This window comes from Amycolatopsis anabasis (assembly GCF_009765355.1).
GTDB classification, from domain to species: Bacteria; Actinomycetota; Actinomycetes; order Mycobacteriales; family Pseudonocardiaceae; genus Amycolatopsis; species Amycolatopsis anabasis.
Map to the genome: position 1 here is coordinate 89,036 of NZ_VTHK01000029.1, position 17,149 is coordinate 106,184.

Consider the following 17,149-nt stretch of genomic DNA (forward strand, 5'->3'; position numbering starts at 1 on the left):
CCGGCCATGGCAAAGCTGACCTACGTGGCGCTTCAGTCGTTGGACGGATACATCGCGGACGAAGAAGGCGAGTTCGGCTGGGCGGCGCCCGACGAGGAGGTGCACGCGTTCGTCAACGACCTCATGCGGCCGGTCGGCACGTACCTCTACGGTCGCCGGATGTACCAGGTGATGGAGGTCTGGGAGAACCCGGAAACCCTGCCCGACCAGTCATCGCCGACGCTGGACTTCGCGCGTGTCTGGCAGGCGGCCGAGAAGATCGTGTACTCCCGGACGCTGGAAGCGGCGTCCACCGCGAAGACCCGGATCGAGCGGGACTTCGACCCGGAAGCGGTCCGGCGGCTGAAGGAGTCGGCGGAGGCGGATCTCGCGGTGGGCGGCCCGGAACTCGCCGCCCACGCGTTCCGGGCGGGGCTGGTCGACGAATGCCAGCTGTTCCTGTCGCCGATCGTGGTAGGCGGCGGTAACCAGGCCCTGCCCGGCAACGTCCGCTTCCAGCTCGAACTGCTGGACGAACGCCGGTTCGGCAACGGAACGGTGTTCCTCCACTACCGCACCCGGACCTGAGGCCGGACGTCGACGTGTAGGGCGCGGCCGGATCGGGTACAGGCGAGTGCAGGACCAACCTGCTGGGGGAGCTCGCCGAGGACGAGCGGTGGGCTGACCGGGCACGGGACCGCCGACGCCCCACGGCGGTCCCGTCGCCCCGGGTCGCCTGAGCTGGGGTTTTTCCTGCCATGATCGGCTCCGGGCACGTACGATCTCGCCATGGATCTGCCCGTGATGCCGCCGGTGAAGCCGATGTTGGCCAAGTCCGTGCGCGAGGTCCCGCGTGCTCCCGGCCTGGCCTACGAGCCGAAGTGGGACGGATTCCGGTGCATCGTGTTCCGCGACGGGGACGAGATCGAACTCGGTTCGCGCAACGACCGGCCATTGACGCGGTACTTCCCCGAACTGGTCGAACTCCTCGCCGGCACGCTCCCGCGCCGGTGCGTGGTGGACGGCGAGATCGTGATCGTCACCGGTGCCGGCCTCGACTTCGACGCGCTGCAACTGCGGCTGCACCCGGCCGCCTCGCGGGTGCGCAAACTGGCCGAGGAGACCCCGGCCAGCTTCGTCGCCTTCGACCTGCTGGCCCTGGACGACCGGGAGCTGACCGGTGAGCCGTTCGCCGAGCGCCGCCGGTTGCTCGGCAGCGTGCTGTCCGGGGCGTTCGGCCGAGTCCACCTCACACCGATGACGAGCGATCCGGACGTCGCCCAGGACTGGTTCACCCGGTTCGAGGGAGCCGGATTCGACGGGGTGATGGCCAAACCGCTGGACCTGCCCTACGAGCAGGACAAACGGGTGATGTGGAAGGTGAAGCACGAGCGCACCGCCGACTGCGTCGTCGCCGGATTCCGCTGGCACAAGGACGGCAAGAGCGTCGGCTCGCTGCTGCTGGGCCTGTTCGACGAGCATGGGTCGCTGCACCACGTGGGCGTGGCCAGCAGTTTCACGGCCGAGCGGCGCCGGGAACTCGTCGACGAGCTGGCGCCGCTGCGGGAGAACGCGCTCGACGGGCATCCGTGGCGGGCCTGGGCCGACGCGGACGCGCAGGCCGGGGGCCGCATGCCGGGCGGGCTGAGCCGGTGGACCGGGCAGAAGGACCTGTCCTGGGAACCGCTGCGGCCCGAATGGGTGGCCGAGGTCCGCTACGAACACGTGCAGGCCGGGCGCTTCCGGCACGGCGGCCGGTTGGTCCGGTTCCGGCCGGACCGGCGGCCCGAGTCGTGCACCTACGCCCAGTTGGACGAAGTCGCCCCCGCGGAACTCGCCGCGCTGTTCCGGGCGGAGGTGCCGTCGTGAGTTCGAGTGCGGTCACGATCGAGGTGGACGGCATCGAGCTCGCGGTGTCGAATCCGGGCAAGGTCTACTTCCCCGAGCGCGGGGAGACCAAACTCGACCTGGTCCGCTACTACCAGGCCATCGCGGAACCGCTGCTCGCGGCGCTCGGCGGCCGCCCGTTGCTGCTGGAACGCTATCCGGACGGCGCGGGTGGCAAGTCGTGGTTCCAGAAACGGGTGCCGAAGTCGGCGCCGCCGTGGCTGACCACCACGCGGGTGGCGACGCCCAACGGCACGACCAGCGACGCGCTCGTCGCGGCGGATCTGGCGCACGTGTTGTGGGCGGTGAACCTCGGCTGCCTCGGTTTCCACGTCTGGCCGTTCCGCGCCGCCACCCCCGAGGTGACCGACGAACTGCGGGTGGATCTCGACCCGTCGCCGGGGGTCGGGTTCGATCAGGTGCGGGAAGCGGCCGCGCGCACCCGGGAACTGCTCGCCGAACTCGGCATCGAGGCGAACCTGAAGACCTCGGGCTCCCGCGGCCTGCACATCTACGTGGCCCTGGAGCCGCGCTGGGACGGTTACCAGGTGCGCGCGGCGGCGGTGGCGTTGGCCCGGGAACTCGAACGCCGCCATCCCGGGCTGATCACCGCGCAGTGGTGGAAGGAGGAGCGGGGCGCCCGGGTCTTCGTCGACTTCAACCAGAACGCCCCGCACAAAACCGTGTTCGGCACCTGGTGCGTGCGGCCCCGCGAGGGCGGGCAGGTGTCGACGCCGATCGGCTGGGACGAACTGGAGAAGGTCGAACCGGACGCCCTGACGCTGGCGACAGTGCCGTCCCGGGTGGCCGAATCGGGTGACCCGTGGGCGGGAACGCGCCCACAGTCGCTCGAACCGCTGCTCGAATGGTCGCGCCGCGATCTGGCGAGCGGGCTGATGGACGCCCCGTGGCCGCCGGTGTACCCGAAGCAGCCCGGCGAGCCCCCGCGCGTCGCGCCGAGCCGCGCGCGGCGCGACTAAAAGCCGAAGCGGTACATCCGGGAGAAGTTCCTGCAGGCCGGGATCGCGTTGGTGAGCCGGTACACCGCGCGGATGCCCCTCGCCGGTATCTCCGCGAAATGCGAAAAGATGGATGCCTTCTCGAGGAAACGCAGCCGCGGGTTCCATTGTTCGAGCTGGTGCCCGTCGCGAATTCCCCAGCGGAAGATCTTCATCACCTTGGCACCCCATGGCGGAATTCCGTCGAACATCAATTCGCCGGTGGGGAAACGATCGGTCAGGCGCTGGAGCAGTTGCCGGACTTCGTTTTCGGTGAGGTAGGGCAGCAGCCCTTCGGCGACGACCAGGACCGGGCGATCCGCGGGTATCCGGTCCAGCCATTCGGGATCGGTCACCGAGGAGCCGATCATCTGGTAGCGGTCGTGCTCCGAGTAGACCTGGCGGCGCAGTTCGACGACGGTGGGGACGTCCACATCGAACCAGTCCACACCGGCCGGAAGATCGAGCCGGAACGCGCGGCTGTCCAGCCCGCAGCCGAGGTGCAGCACGATCGCGTCCGGGTGCCGGGCGAGGAAATCGGTGGCCCACACGTCCAACTGCTTCGCACGCAACGCCACGAGGAACTGGTTGCTGGACGGCCGGAGGCTCTTCATCCGGTCGAAGTCGTAGTCGATCCGGTCCATCGCTTCGGCCGCCGCGTGGTCGCCGAGGATGGAATGATTCGAACGGCTTTCATAGGCGCGCAGGTACAGGGTGCAGAGCATGGTCCATTCCACCGACCCCCATTTCACCCCGGTGAAGTCGACCTTTCCCTCGGTCATCGTCCACTCCTCTTTTTTCGCTTGCGGTATTCTTCCCAGCGCTGGATGAACTCCTCGGCGTCCTCGCCCAGGAAGGTGAAGAAATCCCGGACGTCCTCAAGTCGTTCCCGCTGCTCCGGGCGGTCCGGGCCGAGCACCGAAAGGCCGAGTTCGACGGCGTCGATACCGATCCGCGCCTGCGCCATCTGGGTGCGCAGAACCTGGGTGAAGCCGCCGGGCGTGACGCGGTAGTGGTGCTGGCGATCCGCCACCGGAACGCGTTCGACCATGCCGCCTTCCTGCAGTTGCCGGATGACCGTGCTGATCGATGCCTTGCTGACCTCGAGCGTCTTCGCCATCTCGGTGAGCGACTGCTCCGGCGGGTCGCAGATCAGCAGCCAGCCGTAGATGCGCCCCATCGTCCGCGGGCCGCCGAACTTCTCCATGGACAGCCCCATCCGATCGATGAACTCGCGCTCACCCGGGGACAGCCTCGTCATCCACCCACCCCGTACAGACCGTTAAGTACGTCCTGAACGAACTGTACACCCCGTCGCCGTCCCCGTGCCCGGGCGAGTTCCACGTTCGGGTAAGCGAACTACACACTCAGGCACGCGAACTCCACACTCAGGACTCGCGGTAGCCGACGATGGTCAGCCCAGCAGGTTGGGGTCGTCGTCCAGGGGGATTTCGCGGTGTTCCCGGCGTTCGCGGACCGGGACGTGCATGTCCACCGGGGTGCGGGCCAGCACGGAGTCGATCAGGGTGGCCAGGAAGGCGTTCGCGCCCAGGTCTTCGGGGGCCGCGTCGCCCAGGACGCGGACTTCGGCCGGGTCGGCGTCGGACCAGTCGGCGATCAGGAGGCAGGTGGCGTCGTACACGTCGCTTTCCGCCTTGAGTTTGCGCAGCATGTCGACCGCGCGCTCGACGGTTCCCCGTTCCCGCAACGCGGTGGACCGCAGCACGAACAGGAAACCCATGGCGGCCAACGGGTAGCGGCCGCGCAGGTTCTTCGCGTCGCCGTAGGCCTCTTCGAACCGGTTCGCCAGGTTCTTCCGGAACGACGAGGTCATGCTCTTGGTGGACACCAGGAGTTCCGGGCCGCGGGACCAGATCAGCACGTCGACCTGTTTGAGGTACGCCCGGCCGAGCACCCGGGCGTCCGAGGGGGCCACCGCCGAATTGCGCTGGAGATGGGCGCGGACGGCCGGTTGCAGGGAACGCGGCAGCTTCTCCAGGAGCAGGGCGACCTCGCGCGGCAGCACGCGCGGCGCGGTCAGGCGCGGCCACACCTCGTCCTCGCCGAACCCGCCCCGGCGGAGTTCCTGCGCCACCCACGCGTCGATCGCCTTGGCGAGGCGTCCCGACTGGGTTCCGGCGCCCTCGGCCACCGGAACGGTGAGCATCTTCTCCAGCAGCGCGAAGTCGGCCTGGTAGCTGACCGTGCCGTCCGCGTGCAGCGCCCAGGGATTGGTGTCCGGCCGCGCCCGCACGAGCGGTTCGAGGAGGCCGAAGACATCGGACGGCTCCGGGGCCATTACGTCGCTCGGCCCCGGGACACCCGGCGTGCGTGCAGTTCGCTGTGGGCTTCCCGCAGCGCCCGCACCTGGCCGCGGTCCAGTTCGGTGTGCGCCACCAGCAGGACGTCGTCGACGGCCCGCACCGCCTCGAGGAGTTTCCCGGCGCGCAGCAGGCGGGTCACCTTCGGACGCACCTTCCGCAGGGCCGCCCCGGCTTCGGCCAGGAGTTCCTTCGAGGGCACCGGAAGGCGATCGGCTTCCTTGGGTTCGATCTTCAGCATGCCGCCGCCGTACGCGCGGCCCACGGTTTCCGCGCCGAGCAGGGTCATGGAGTTGAGCGAGGCGATCGGCAGCAGGTCGGTGCCGAGCGTGCGCAGCCCGGGATGCAGGTAGACACCGTGCACGGAGTTGAGGTTGTGCACCCCGGCGCGGTTCGCGCACAACCGGGCCGTGTCGGCGTTCATATAGGTGAGGAACAGATCGGGCTTGTCCACCAGCGGCACCCGCCACCACGGTTTGCGCACCCGGCACTTGTACGCCTGGTCGACCTTGTCCCGCTCACCGGCCGCGAAGTAGGCCCGGGCGGCGGCGGACGGTTCCTCCGGTGGGCGCAGCAGGTAGGTGGCCTTGCCCTCCTCGCCGAGTTCCCGCCACGCGGACTTGGTGAAGGCCAGGCCACGCAGGTGCCGGGAACCCGGCGGCGACATCGGCAGCAACTCGCCGTCGGCCAGCCCGAGTTCCTCGGCCCGCGCCGGGGACAGGGTGAAGTAGCGGTTGTTGCCGGTGACCATCCCCAGCGTGGTCTCGCCCCACGCGTGCAACGTGGTGAAGGCGTCGCTGCCCGCCAGCGTCTCGTACGACGCCACCGCCGCGGTGGTGAGCAGGGACGGGGTCCACTTCGCGTCCGGATCCGCGGGTTCCCACCGGCGCCCGACCGCCTGGTGCAGATCGGTGGTGTTGCGTGCCTGGTAGAGGTCGCAGTGCTTGGTGGACCCCTGGTCGAACCCGTCGGCGAGGACGAGGACGACCTCCTCGAGGACCCCGGGGAAAACGCGTTCGGTGAACAGGACGAGCCGGACCGATTTGAACCGCTCCAGCAGGAAGCGGCGCACCGGCGCCGCGTAGTTCACGGTCAGCAACTCCGCGGGCAGGACCAGGCCGAGCCGCCCGCCCGGTTTCAGGAACAGCGCGGCGTGCACGGTGAACGCCGCCCACGACGACGCGAGCCCGGTGAGCGGCACCCCGGCGCGCAGGGCGGCCTGGCGGGAGCGTGACCGCGCCTCACCGCTGAAGTCCTGGTAGCGGACGTACGGCGGGTTGCCCACCACCACGTCGTACGCCGGCCGCGGGTCGAACTCGAAGAAGTCGCCCACGTCGACCTGGACCCGGTGACCCGCCTGCTCGACGACGGCCGCCGCGTGCCGGGCGCTGGCCGCATGGAGTTCAACACCGCGCAGCGGGCCGGGTGTCACCCCGTCGGCCTCGCCGAGGCGGTCCAGGCGCGCACCGGCCGACAGCAGGAACGCCGCCTCGCCGCACGCCGGTTCCAGCACCTGATCGGCCGGGGTCCGCACGGCCCAGTCGACGATGTAGTCGCACAGCGCCGACGGCGTGAAGAACGCGCCCCGGGCCTTGCGCAGGGCGGGGCTGTCCACAGCCGCTTCGAAGGTGCTCACCACGTCATCCTGTCGTACGAATGTTCGATTGTGGCGGAGGCACGCCAGCGGCCGAATCCTATGGGGTCGCGATCACGGCGAGCGCCGAGGAGCCCGGCTCAGTAGTCGAGGGCGGGGTACCAGTCCGTGCCGCGGCCCTCGGGGAAGAAGTCGAACAGGTTCCACAGCGGATCGATCGTGTCGGTGTGGCGCGGATCCTGACCGGGATCGGGCGGGGCGTAGAGCAGTTCCGATCCCCAGCAGTGCCGGATCGCCGCCCCGTCGCGCCGGAACACGTTCAGCATCGGCATCTGCTGGCCGTCCTCGACCTCGCCGCGGAAGTCGCGGTTGTAGTCGTTGCCGGCCGAGGACAGCAGCCGCAGGTGGCGCCAGCCGCGCCGGTCGGCGTGGGCGAGCAGGTTCTCCGGGGCGGTCTTCGCGACGACCGCCAGGTTGACGCGCTGGACGGCGTGGCCCGCGGTGCCGTCGAAGGAGTCGAGGAACGCCGTGCACGACGGGCACGGCAGGTCTTCACCCGGGGCGCGCGGGAACATGAAGTTGTAGACGGCCAGCGTGTCCTTGCCCGGGGCGAAGAGTTCGGACAACCGCACCGGCTCGCCGCCGGTCCCGGTGAAGACGTAATCCTGCGGGACGATCCCGCCCGGCGGGAGCGCGCGCCGCGCCTCGGCCACCGCCTCGGTGACCCGGCGCAACTCGATCTCGCGTTCGAGCAGCCGATCGCGGGCGGCTCGGTATTCGGCTGATTCTCCGGGAAATGCAACACTCATCGCGGAACCCCGTTCTGTCGAATCGCTCCATGTTGCCCGATTTCAGGGAGCACGTCGTGGCTCGCCGGCCCCGCGTTCAAGCTCGGCGAAGATGTCGTGCACGGTGGCGGGCGCCGAAGTCGCACGGGCACTGGTGCGGCGCAGCAGCCGGGTCGCGCGGCCGGAACCGACCTCGCGCGCCATCGGCAGGAGTTCCAGCGCGACGGGTTCGGCCCGCGACCAGTCCCGCACGTGCACGAGTGCGGCCAGTAGGCAGGCGAGCCGCGCATACCGTCCGCGCCGGGTGTCGGTGTGCTCGCCGAGTTCGAGGGAGCGGCTGAACTCATCGATCGCGGGCGCCCAGTCGCCCAGGTTGGCGTGCACCATTCCCTTGTGCCACACCAGTTCGCAGTCGTCGACCCACCACGTCCAGAAGGGATCCCGGGTACTCACGCCGTCGGTGAAGTCGGCGCGCACGCGGGCCATCGTGGCCAGCGCGCCGTCCCGATCGCCGAGGACGGCCAGGGCGCGGGCACGCCGGAGCCGGAACAGGCTCGCCACGCGGGGCGGCAGCCGGTAGCACGCCAGTGCCGTGTCCGCGATGCCGAGCGCTTCCCGCGGCCGGTGCACGTACAGCGACTGCATGCTCATATTGGTCAGCACGAACAGTTCCATGGAGCGGTCCCCGGCGAGCCGGGACAGCTCGAGGGCTTCGCGGTTGACCCGCCGCGCGCTCACCTGCCGATCCGCGTCGTACAACAGCCAGCCGGTTACCTCGCCGAGTTCGGCGGCGGCCGCCGCGAAGTCCCGGTCCCCGGCGGAGCCGGGCACCATCCGGCGCACCGAACGGAACCAGCGAACCGCCTGCCGCGAGGTGCCGACGCCACCCCGACGGCCGTCGAGGGCGACGAGTTCCCGCACGGCGGCTCGTACGCCCTCGACGTACTCGGCGTCGACAGGTGGGTTGGTGGGCGTTCCGACCGGAGCAAACCGGCCGGAACGCCCACGATCCCGCTGCTCGGTCAGCAGCTGCCGCAGCAGCCACAACCGGGTCCGCTGCAGTTGCTGCAACCGCAGCATCCACCCTTGGCGTCCATCGGTCATCACCTCCGCCGCCGAAGGTATGCACCCATGCGCATGAATCCGTACCGCTGTTCGGCTGATCGAGCACGTGCTCGCCGGTACATCTCGCGTGCACTCTGCGTCACGGTCACCGATGGTCCAGACCGGAGAGTCCGCCCAGGAAGTCCGCGACCGCGGCGACCGTGGTGCCGGGATGGGCGAGGTGCGGGGCGTGCCCGCAGTCGGCGAGTTCGACCCGTTTCACCGGCCCGGAAACGCCGCGTTCGATCGCCTCGAGCTGGCGAACCGTGCCGTACTGATCCTGTTCGCCCTGGATCAGCAGCACCGGGCGGTCGATGCCCGGCAGCAGGTTCTCCAGGTTCCAGTCCCGGAACTCCGGCGAGAGCCAGACCTCCGCCCACGACCAGAACGTGCCGTCCGGATCGTCGTGGTACCGGGCCAGCCGCCGCGCGAGGGAGCCCGCCCGGTACGCGTCGGTGGCGGCGGTGATCCCGGCCAGGGTCTCCGGTTCGACGAAGACGTGCGGCGCCAGCGCCACCACCGCGCTCACCGGGTGGCTCGCGGCGTGGAGCAGGGCGATGGAGGCGCCGTCGCTGTGGCCGATGAGGACCGGCCGGTCGATCCGCGACGCGGTGAGCAGTTCGGGCAGGACCCGATCCGCCTCCTCGTGCAGGTACCCGACCGGCCGGGGCGCCTTCGCCGGTGCGGAACTCCCGTAGCCGTACCGGGAATAGACGAGCGCCGCGCGGCCGGTCGCCCGCGCGGCCCACTCCGGGAACCGCGACCACAGGGCGACGCAGCCGAGGCCCTCGTGCAGGAAGACGAGCGGCGGGAGCGCGGGGTCACCGTCGATCCACCGGTACTCGATCGGTCCGTTCCGCAGCTCGATCGAGCCGAAACCCCGCGTTCCCATCCGCCCGAATCTAGTTGACGCAGGGCACGTCGTCCGGCGGCAGGACCGTGGCGCCCCCGGAAGCGGGGGGCGCGGCGGTGGCTCCGCCGCTGGTGAACGCCTGGACGAACGACCGCACCTGCTCGGGCGCGAGTTCCACGGCACTGCCACCGTCCGGGGTCCGCAGGTCCATTCCGGCGATCGGGACCGTGCCGATGCGCAGCGCGTCCCCGCGCAGGCCGCGCACCTGGTCCGCGAAGGTGAGCAGATCCCAGCCCGGGCTGGTCCGCACGGTGGTGCGCACGGTGTCCAGCAGCGTGTTCAGGGCCCGCCGGTCGGTCAGGACCGGTCCGGCCAGCACCTGGTGCACCAGGGAGCGCAGGAACGCCTGCAGCCGGACGATCCGGTCGAGGTCGCCGGCGGGCAGGCCGTGCCGCTGCCGGAGGAACGCCAGCGCGTTCGGCCCGGCCAGGGTCTGGCGCCCGGCCGGGAACGACGCCCCGGAGAGCGGGTCGTGGGTGGCCGCGCGCAGGCACACCGGCACCCCGCCGACCGCGGTGCTGAGCCGGTCGAAGCCCGCGATGTCGACCACCGCGTAGCGATCGACGGCGACCCCGGTGAGCCGGCGCACGGTGTCGGCGAGCGTCCGGGCCCCGGCCTCGTCGGCGCCCGCCTGGTCCCGGCCCTGGGCGAGGGCGTCCGCGCGGGCCTGGGCGTAGGCCGAGTTCAGCTTGCGCATGCCGTAGCCGGGCACGTCCACGAACGAGTCCCTGGGCAGCGAGATCGCCGACGCCGCCCCGTCGCGGCCGAGGTGGGCCAGCACGATCGAATCGGTGAACCCCGAGCCGTCCGTTCCGGCGAGCAGGATGTTCTGGTCGACCGCGGCGGCGGGTGCGGCGGGGGAGTCGGCCGCGGGATCGGGAACGAGCCGCGGGACGACCACCGCGGTCACCGCGGCGAGGACGACCGCGGCGGCGGCCGCGACCATCAGGGCCGGGGTGCGGCGCCGGGGCTTCCCGCGGTGCAGTCCGGCCAGGACGACGCGGGGATCGACCGCCCGGTCGGCCTCCTCGGTGAACGCCTCGCGGATGAGCAGTTCGGTGCGATCGAGATTCATCGGGCAGCCTCCGGTACGGGCGATTCCGCGGCGCGCAGCGTGTCGAGCGCGCGGGAGATGTGACTGCGGACGGTGGTCGCCTTGCAGCCGAGGACCTGGGCGATCTCGTCGTCCGTGCGGTCCTCGTAGTAGCGCAGCAGGATCGCGGCCCGCTGCTTGCGGGGCAGGACCGCGATGCGGGCGCGCATGGCGTCGCGTTCGGCGTACCGCGCGGCCGGGTCGCCGCCGGATCTGGCGATCGCCTCCAGCGTGCGGTGTTCCGACGTGATGTCCCGGCTGGCCCGGCGCCGGCGCCAGGACAGGAACTCGTTGGTGACCATCCGCCGGACGTACAGGTCAGGCGCCTGCAACGAGCCGATCCGCGACCAGCGGCCCTGCACCCGCAACAGCACGTCCTGCACGATGTCCTGCGCGAGGTGGGGATCGCAGGTCAGCGCGGTGGCGTAGCGCAGTAGCCGGTCGAGCCGCTCGGCGACGAACTGGTCGAAACCATCCCGCACGCCTCGCTCCCTTCTGTGGCTTTTCGAGTAGTGCCCCTTCAAACGCTTCCCGCACCCCCGGATGTTGAGTCGGTCCGCGAATTGATCACCGCGGGTTTTCCCGGGAATCCGATCGGGTGAACTCCGCCGCCACGCATCATCGCGGGGTGGCGGGGCCCCTCATCTTCCGTAGCGCCGTCGGCACCGGCCGCCTAGCCCCCCGAGTGGATCGGTGCCGACGGCGTCCGCATACCGGTTGACCTGGTGCCCCGGCCTGGGCAAGGTGAACCGATGAGTGAGGAGACGCGGGACGGCGTGCCGCTGACCAACCTCGGCCAGCCGCTGTTCGACGGCGCGGACGCGACCAAGCGGGATCTGGTGGACTACCTCGACGCCGTTCGCGACCGCATCCTCCCGGAGCTGGCGGGCCGGCCGCTGTCGGTGATCCGGGTGCTCCGCGGCCAGGCGCCGTTCATGCAGAAGAACGTGCCCAAGTACACCCCGTCCTGGGTGCGGACGGTGGCGATGTGGGCGGAATCCTCGAAGCGCCAGGTGTCCTACGCGCTGTGCGACGACCGCCGGACCTTGCTGTGGTTCGCCAACCAGCGGGCGATCGAATACCACCCGACCCTGCTCCGCGCCGAGAGCTGGACCCCCACCTACCTCGTGCTCGACCTCGATCCGCCGCCCGAGGCCGGGTTCGAGGTGGTCGTCCGCGCCGCCCACCTGGTCCGCCAGGCGCTCGCCGACGCGGGGCTGGCGGGTGCGGTCAAGACCAGCGGGGCGAAGGGCGTGCACGTGTTCGCGCCGATCGCGGCGGAGGAGAAGGTCGAGGACGTGGCCGCGGCCACCCGGGCGATCGCCGCGCGGGCCGAACGGCTCGATCCGGTGCTCGCCACGACGGCGTTCATCCGGGAGGACCGCGAGGGCAAGGTGTTCCTCGATTCCACCCGGGCCGGTGGGGCGACGGTGGTCGCGGCGTACAGCCCGCGCGTCCGCCCGGGGACGCCGGTGTCGTTCCCGGTGGCGTGGGCGGACCTCGACCGAGTGACACCCGCCGACTTCACCCTGCACACCGCGCCGGGGCTGCTCGACGCCGGGGACCCGTGGACCGCTGAGATGCCCGAACCGCAACGGCTGGACGCCGATCTGGTCGCCGAAGGCCACACCATCCCGATCGCCCGGGTGCAGGCCATGCACGAGGGCAAACGCCGCGCCCGCGCCCGCCGCGGCTGACCCGGACTCGGTGCGCGGGCTCGCCCTTTGTCGGCTAAGTGCGGCACATCGGCTACCTAGGTCACCGCGGTATCGCACTTAGCCGACAAAGGGCACACCCCGATGCCGGGTGCCGGGGCATGGAACTCACCTACCGAAACGGGGAACTCGGTGTCCCGAAATGGGGAACTCGCACGTCCGGAACGGGGGACTCGCGCCTGTGGCGCCCGCTGCTTCGGAGCGTCCTGCGCACCCAAGGTGCCATTCGGGGCGCGCGGGAAGGCGAGGTTCCCCACGCCGCATCGGTAAGTGAGTCGCACGTTCGGGTTCGCGAGTTCGCGTTCGCCCGGTGGCGTGCGGGCCGGGTCACCTCAGGATTCTTGACCGGGGGCTCGCGCGCGTCCTACTCTCGTGCCATGTAAAGGCACGCTGTGCCGTAATGTGGCACACTGCGATCGGCGGGGTGGTATGGCGGGTGCGTTGGAGCGATTCCGGGTTCTCGACCTGACCCAGGTGATGGCCGGGCCCTACTGCTGCCAGCTCCTCGGGGATCTCGGCGCGGACGTGATCAAGGTCGAACCGGTCGGCACCGGGGACGCCACCCGGGAGGCCACCGGGCACCGGTTGCCGGGCGGGACGAGCGCTGCCTTCCTCGCGGTGAACCGCAACAAGCGGAGCATCGCGATCGACCTCAAGAGCGACGCGGGGCGGGCGAGTTTCCACCGGCTGGTGCGGGCCGCCGATGTGGTGGTGGAGAGCTTCCGGCCGGGGGTGGCGGCGCGGCTGGGGGTGGACTACCCGGCGCTGCGCGCGATCAACGACCGGTTGGTGTACGCCTCGATCTCCGGGTTCGGGCAGACCGGGCCGTACTCCGCCCGCCCCGGCTACGACCTGATCGCGCAGGCGATGTCCGGGATCATGAGCGTGACCGGGGACGCGAGTGCGGACCCGGTGAAATGCGGGGTGCCGGTCGCCGACCTTTCGACGGGTCTGTTCTGCGCCATCGGGATCCTCTCCGCCTGCCTGTCCCGCGAGATCACCGGCAAGGGGCAGGCGGTGGACACCTCCCTCTACGACTCCGCGCTGGCGATGTCGGTCTGGGAGACCTCCGAACTCTGGGCGACCGGGGAATCGCCGCGGCGTTTGGGTTCCGCGCACCGGGTCAACGCCCCGTACCAGGCACTGTCCACACGCGACGGTCACCTGGTCGTCGGCGCGAACAACGACCGGCTCTGGGCACGGCTCTGCACCGCGCTGGACCGCGCGGACCTCCTGGCCGACGAACGGTTCGCCACCAACGCCGATCGCGTGCGTAACCGGGAGCCGCTCGCCGCGGAACTGGTCCAGACACTGTCCGAACGCGACACCGCGGACTGGGTGGACCTGCTGCTGGCGGCCGGGGTTCCGGCCGGGCCCATCCGCGACTACGCGGAATCCTGCGCGGACCCGCACACCCGGGAGCGGGAGATGGTGCTGGAGCTGGACCAGCCCGGCGAGGGCCGGGTCCGCGCCCTCGGCATCCCGGTGAAACTCGGCGCCACGCCGGGATCGGTCACCCGCCCGGCGCCCCGGCTCGGCGAGCACACCGACGAAGTGCTGCGCGCCGCCGGGTATTCGGCCGAGGAGGTCCACGCGTTGCGCGAGGCGGGAGCGGTGGCATGACGACCGACGAGCTGGTGGTCGAGATCAACGGCCCGGTCGCCGTCGCGACCTTCAACCGCCCGGCCGCCCGCAACGCGATGACGTGGGCGATGTACGACGGGCTGGTCGAGTTCTGCGAGCGCGTCGACGACGATCCCGAGGTGCGGGTCGCGGTGCTGCGCGGCGCCGGTGGCCGCGCGTTCGTGGCGGGCACGGATATCCGGCAGTTCCTGGAGTTCCGCGGCGCCGCGGACGGGATCGGTTACGAGCAACGGATCGAGCGGGTGATCGGCCGCCTGGAACGGGTCGGCACCCCGACCGTCGCGGTCGTGGAGGGCTACGCGACCGGCGGCGGGCTGAGCATCGCGGCCGCGTGCGATCTCCGGATCTGCACGCCGGACGCGAAGTTCGGGCTCCCGATCGCCCGGACCGTCGGCAACTGCGTGTCGATGTCGACGTATGCGCGGCTGGTCGCGCTCCTCGGCCAGTCCCGGACCCTGCACCTGATCTACACGGCCGGTTTCGTCGACGGCGCGGAGGCGGCCCGGGTGGGCCTGGCCAGCGAACTGGTGCCGGCCGACGCGCTTTACGCCAGGGTGGGGGAGTTGTGCGCCCAGTTGGCGAGCCACGCGCCGCTCACCATGCGCGCCAGCAAGGTCGCGCTGCGGCGGTTGCGCGAGCATTCCCTTCCGCCGGACGAGGATCTGATCTCGATGTGTTACGGCAGCGAGGATTTCCGCGAGGGAGTGGACGCGTTCGTGGCGAAGCGGCCACCGCGGTGGAAGGCGCGCTAGGCCGTGCCGCGCTCAGGCGGGGTCGACCGCGGCGCGATGCCCGAGCGTCGCGCTGATCCGCCGCGCGGCTTCGGCCACCAGTTTCCCGTACCGCTTCCGGAGTTCGGCGGTCATCCGGCTGCTCGGCGCGGAGATCGAGATGCTCGCCGCCGCGACTCCGTTGTGGTCGAAGATGGGCGCGGCCACCGCGGTGATGTCGGTCCGCCATTCCCCGACGTTTTCCGCGTAACCGCGTTCGGTGACCCGGTCGAGCTGCGCGAAGAGCTCGTCCCAGTCGACGATCGTGTTCGCGGTGTGCCGTTCGAGCCGCGCCCCGAGGATCTCCCGCACCCGGTCCCGGGGCAGGGTGGACAGCATGGCCTTGCCGTTGGACGAACCGTGCAGCGGCACCCGGCTGCCGAGCGGGAGCACCGCGCGGATCGGATGGTCGGTCTCGACCCGCTCGATCAGGACCGCGTGGTCACCCTCGAGCACCATCAGATGCGCGGCTTCCCCGGTTTCCCGTTTGAGTTCCTGCATGACCGCCGCGGCGGCGTCCCGGACGCTCAGATCGGTGATCGCGTGCTGGCCGATGTGCAGCGCCCGCGTGGTGAGCATCCAGCGGGTGACCTCCGCGCCGTCCGGGCAGATCCAGCCCGCCGTCCACAGTGTACGGAGCGCGCGCTGCACGGTGCTCTTCGGCAGGCGCAGGATGCGGGAAAGTTCGCCGACCCCGACCGGCTGGCGGTACGCCACTTCCTCGAGCACCCGGAAGGCCGAGAGCACGGAACGCATTCCCTGGCTGTCCGGCACGGCGACGAATGGTTCCCTTCCGATGAATTCCCGGATCCTGACCGGCACAGTGTATCCGCCCGCGTGGCCCGGTCAGAGCCAGCCGGGCAGGACGAAGATCGTCCACGCGAGCATCGGGGCGACGGCGATCATGCTCATGCCCCAGATCATCAGGCCGCGGAACACCTTGTCCCGTTGCTCGGCCGGGGTGCTCGCCACGACGAGGGCGCCGCTGGTGGAGAACGGCGAGGAATCCACCACCGAGGAGGAGATCGCCAGCGCGGTGATCACGCCGACCGCGCCGATCTGGCCGCCCAGCAGGAACGGCACGGCGAGCGGGATGAGCGCGCCGAGAATCCCGGTGGTCGAAGCGAACGCGGAAACCCCGGCGCTGATCAGGCAGATGACGAACGCGGCGAGCAACGGGATGCCGATGCCGGCGACCCCGTTGCCGAGCCATTTGATGGTGCCGATGCGTTCCATCAGGCTCACATAGGTCACCACACCGCAGATCAGCAGCACGGTCGGCCACGCGACCTGTGCCACGCAGTGCTTCGTCGAACCCGGCGACAGGATGCAGATCACCGTGGCGATGCTGATGGCGAGCAGGCCGACGTCGAGATCGAAAGCCAGCGAGCCCACCGCGAGCGTCAGCAGTCCGGCGAGGGTGACCACTTTCGCGGTGTCGAGCCGCGGCGTGGGAGCCGGTTCTTCACCCGTTTCCGCGGAGCCGGAAGAACCATTTTCGTTGCCGGGAATCGCGGGCCGGACGTCGGTTTCTCCGCCGACGCGCGCGGCGACGGTTTCCACCGCCGCGACCCGGCGGCTGATCAGTTCCCGGCCGCCGAACAGGAAGAACACCACAATGCTCAGCAAAGCGTTGAAAACGAACGAGCTGACCCACAGCAGAACGGGATTTCCGGGCAGCCCGCTCCGGGCGACCACGCCGTTGGTGATGCTGCCGAAAATGCTGATCGGGGAGAATCCGCCCGCGCTCCCGCCATTGATGATCAGCAGGCCCATCAGCATCGGATTGATGCGGTAGCGCACGGCGAAACTGAGCCCGATCGGCGCCATGATCGCCACCGCGCCGGGGACCACCGCGCCCACCATGGTGAGCAGGCTGGTGACCGTGAACAGCACCCAGGGAATCAGCGCGATCCGCCCTCGTACGACCCGAACCCCGGCATCGATCAGCCAGTCCACGGTGCCGTTCGCCTTGGCGATCGCGAACAACAGCGTCACCCCGACCAGGACCACGAACAGATCGCCGGGGAATCCCGCGAAGAGATCGTCGGCACTCTCGTCGAAAAGGAACGTGCCGATCAGGAATGTGCCCAGAAACGCCGCCGCACCCATGTTGACCGAGCGCAGGGTGGCCAGGAGAAAGATGAGGACGAGGCCGATGATGGAGACTGTTTGTACCGACATGTTGCTCCTCGAGGCATTCGTTGGCTCGCAGGGCATTCCGCAATGTGGAAACTCTGTCTCGGATTAAGGAAGTATGACCCCGGACACAGTCGGCGTCAAGGGTCCTTCGCGGGTGGTCGATCGCGAACCCGGGCTTGGCGAAACCGGGAAGCCGTGGTT

The 17,149-nt window shown here is 70.4% G+C and carries 17 protein-coding genes; 6 read left to right on the forward strand and 11 right to left on the reverse strand.

What is annotated here, in order from left to right:
- Positions 1-6 precede the first annotated feature (6 nt).
- The 3 genes from FXO23_RS31765 (at position 7) to ligD (ending at position 2,846) form a co-directional block, all read left to right on the forward strand.
- The gene (locus tag FXO23_RS31765) at positions 7-567 is read left to right on the forward strand and encodes a dihydrofolate reductase family protein (protein WP_158889176.1); all 561 of its coding nucleotides are present in this window, start codon (positions 7-9) and stop codon (positions 565-567) included.
- Positions 568-768: 201 nt separating this feature from the next.
- Entirely contained in the window at positions 769-1,848 is a 1,080-nt protein-coding gene (locus FXO23_RS31770; RefSeq protein ID WP_179956931.1) for an ATP-dependent DNA ligase, read from the forward strand.
- Complete coding sequence (ligD, locus tag FXO23_RS31775) at positions 1,845-2,846, forward strand: non-homologous end-joining DNA ligase (RefSeq protein WP_158889177.1); 1,002 nt, start codon at positions 1,845-1,847, stop codon at positions 2,844-2,846. Before FXO23_RS31770 ends, ligD begins: the two co-directional genes overlap by 4 nt.
- Here ligD and FXO23_RS31780 read toward each other — a convergent pair.
- The 9 genes from FXO23_RS31780 to FXO23_RS31820 all read right to left on the reverse strand — a co-directional run bounded on the left by FXO23_RS31780 (position 2,843) and on the right by FXO23_RS31820 (position 11,159).
- A complete protein-coding gene (locus FXO23_RS31780) occupies positions 2,843-3,646 on the reverse strand; it encodes a class I SAM-dependent methyltransferase (RefSeq protein ID WP_158889178.1) in 804 nt (267 codons plus the stop codon). The two genes, ligD and FXO23_RS31780, sit on opposite strands and share 4 nt — an antisense overlap.
- Positions 3,643-4,125 carry a GbsR/MarR family transcriptional regulator gene (locus tag FXO23_RS31785; RefSeq protein ID WP_246258148.1) on the reverse strand — a complete coding sequence of 161 codons (483 nt, stop codon included), beginning with the start codon at positions 4,123-4,125 and terminating at the stop codon, positions 3,643-3,645. Before FXO23_RS31785 ends, FXO23_RS31780 begins: the two co-directional genes overlap by 4 nt.
- Before the next feature lie 153 nt (positions 4,126-4,278).
- Complete coding sequence (locus tag FXO23_RS31790) at positions 4,279-5,163, reverse strand: hypothetical protein (protein ID WP_158889179.1); 885 nt, start codon at positions 5,161-5,163, stop codon at positions 4,279-4,281.
- The gene (locus tag FXO23_RS31795) at positions 5,163-6,821 is read right to left on the reverse strand and encodes an N-6 DNA methylase (RefSeq protein WP_218952201.1); all 1,659 of its coding nucleotides are present in this window, start codon (positions 6,819-6,821) and stop codon (positions 5,163-5,165) included. Before FXO23_RS31795 ends, FXO23_RS31790 begins: the two co-directional genes overlap by 1 nt.
- Before the next feature lie 98 nt (positions 6,822-6,919).
- Positions 6,920-7,588 (reverse strand): DUF899 family protein, encoded by a 669-nt coding sequence (locus FXO23_RS31800; protein ID WP_158889180.1) that lies wholly within the window; start codon positions 7,586-7,588, stop codon positions 6,920-6,922.
- A 42-nt stretch (positions 7,589-7,630) separates the two neighbouring features.
- Complete coding sequence (locus FXO23_RS31805; protein WP_158889181.1) at positions 7,631-8,671, reverse strand: NsdA family TPR-like regulatory protein; 1,041 nt, start codon at positions 8,669-8,671, stop codon at positions 7,631-7,633.
- A gap of 106 nt (positions 8,672-8,777) precedes the next feature.
- A complete protein-coding gene (locus FXO23_RS31810; RefSeq protein WP_158889182.1) occupies positions 8,778-9,563 on the reverse strand; it encodes an alpha/beta fold hydrolase in 786 nt (261 codons plus the stop codon).
- A 10-nt stretch (positions 9,564-9,573) separates the two neighbouring features.
- A complete protein-coding gene (locus FXO23_RS31815; protein WP_158889183.1) occupies positions 9,574-10,659 on the reverse strand; it encodes an LCP family protein in 1,086 nt (361 codons plus the stop codon).
- The gene (locus FXO23_RS31820; protein ID WP_158889184.1) at positions 10,656-11,159 is read right to left on the reverse strand and encodes a SigE family RNA polymerase sigma factor; all 504 of its coding nucleotides are present in this window, start codon (positions 11,157-11,159) and stop codon (positions 10,656-10,658) included. The genes FXO23_RS31815 and FXO23_RS31820 overlap by 4 nt, the downstream gene beginning before the upstream one ends.
- 270 nt (positions 11,160-11,429) lie before the next feature.
- Between FXO23_RS31820 and FXO23_RS31825 the strand changes: the two genes are divergently transcribed.
- The 3 genes from FXO23_RS31825 to FXO23_RS31835 all read left to right on the forward strand — a co-directional run bounded on the left by FXO23_RS31825 (position 11,430) and on the right by FXO23_RS31835 (position 14,788).
- Positions 11,430-12,374: a DNA polymerase domain-containing protein gene (locus FXO23_RS31825; RefSeq protein WP_158889185.1), complete on the forward strand. Its 945-nt coding sequence runs from the start codon at positions 11,430-11,432 to the stop codon at positions 12,372-12,374.
- A gap of 447 nt (positions 12,375-12,821) precedes the next feature.
- Entirely contained in the window at positions 12,822-14,015 is a 1,194-nt protein-coding gene (locus tag FXO23_RS31830) for a CaiB/BaiF CoA transferase family protein (protein ID WP_158889186.1), read from the forward strand.
- The gene (locus FXO23_RS31835; protein ID WP_158889187.1) at positions 14,012-14,788 is read left to right on the forward strand and encodes an enoyl-CoA hydratase/isomerase family protein; all 777 of its coding nucleotides are present in this window, start codon (positions 14,012-14,014) and stop codon (positions 14,786-14,788) included. The genes FXO23_RS31830 and FXO23_RS31835 overlap by 4 nt, the downstream gene beginning before the upstream one ends.
- Before the next feature lie 12 nt (positions 14,789-14,800).
- Here FXO23_RS31835 and FXO23_RS31840 read toward each other — a convergent pair whose 3' ends face one another.
- Positions 14,801-15,580 (reverse strand): IclR family transcriptional regulator, encoded by a 780-nt coding sequence (locus FXO23_RS31840; protein WP_218952202.1) that lies wholly within the window; start codon positions 15,578-15,580, stop codon positions 14,801-14,803.
- Between the two features lie 72 nt (positions 15,581-15,652).
- The gene (locus tag FXO23_RS31845; protein WP_158889188.1) at positions 15,653-16,990 is read right to left on the reverse strand and encodes an SLC13 family permease; all 1,338 of its coding nucleotides are present in this window, start codon (positions 16,988-16,990) and stop codon (positions 15,653-15,655) included.
- Positions 16,991-17,149 lie beyond the last annotated feature (159 nt).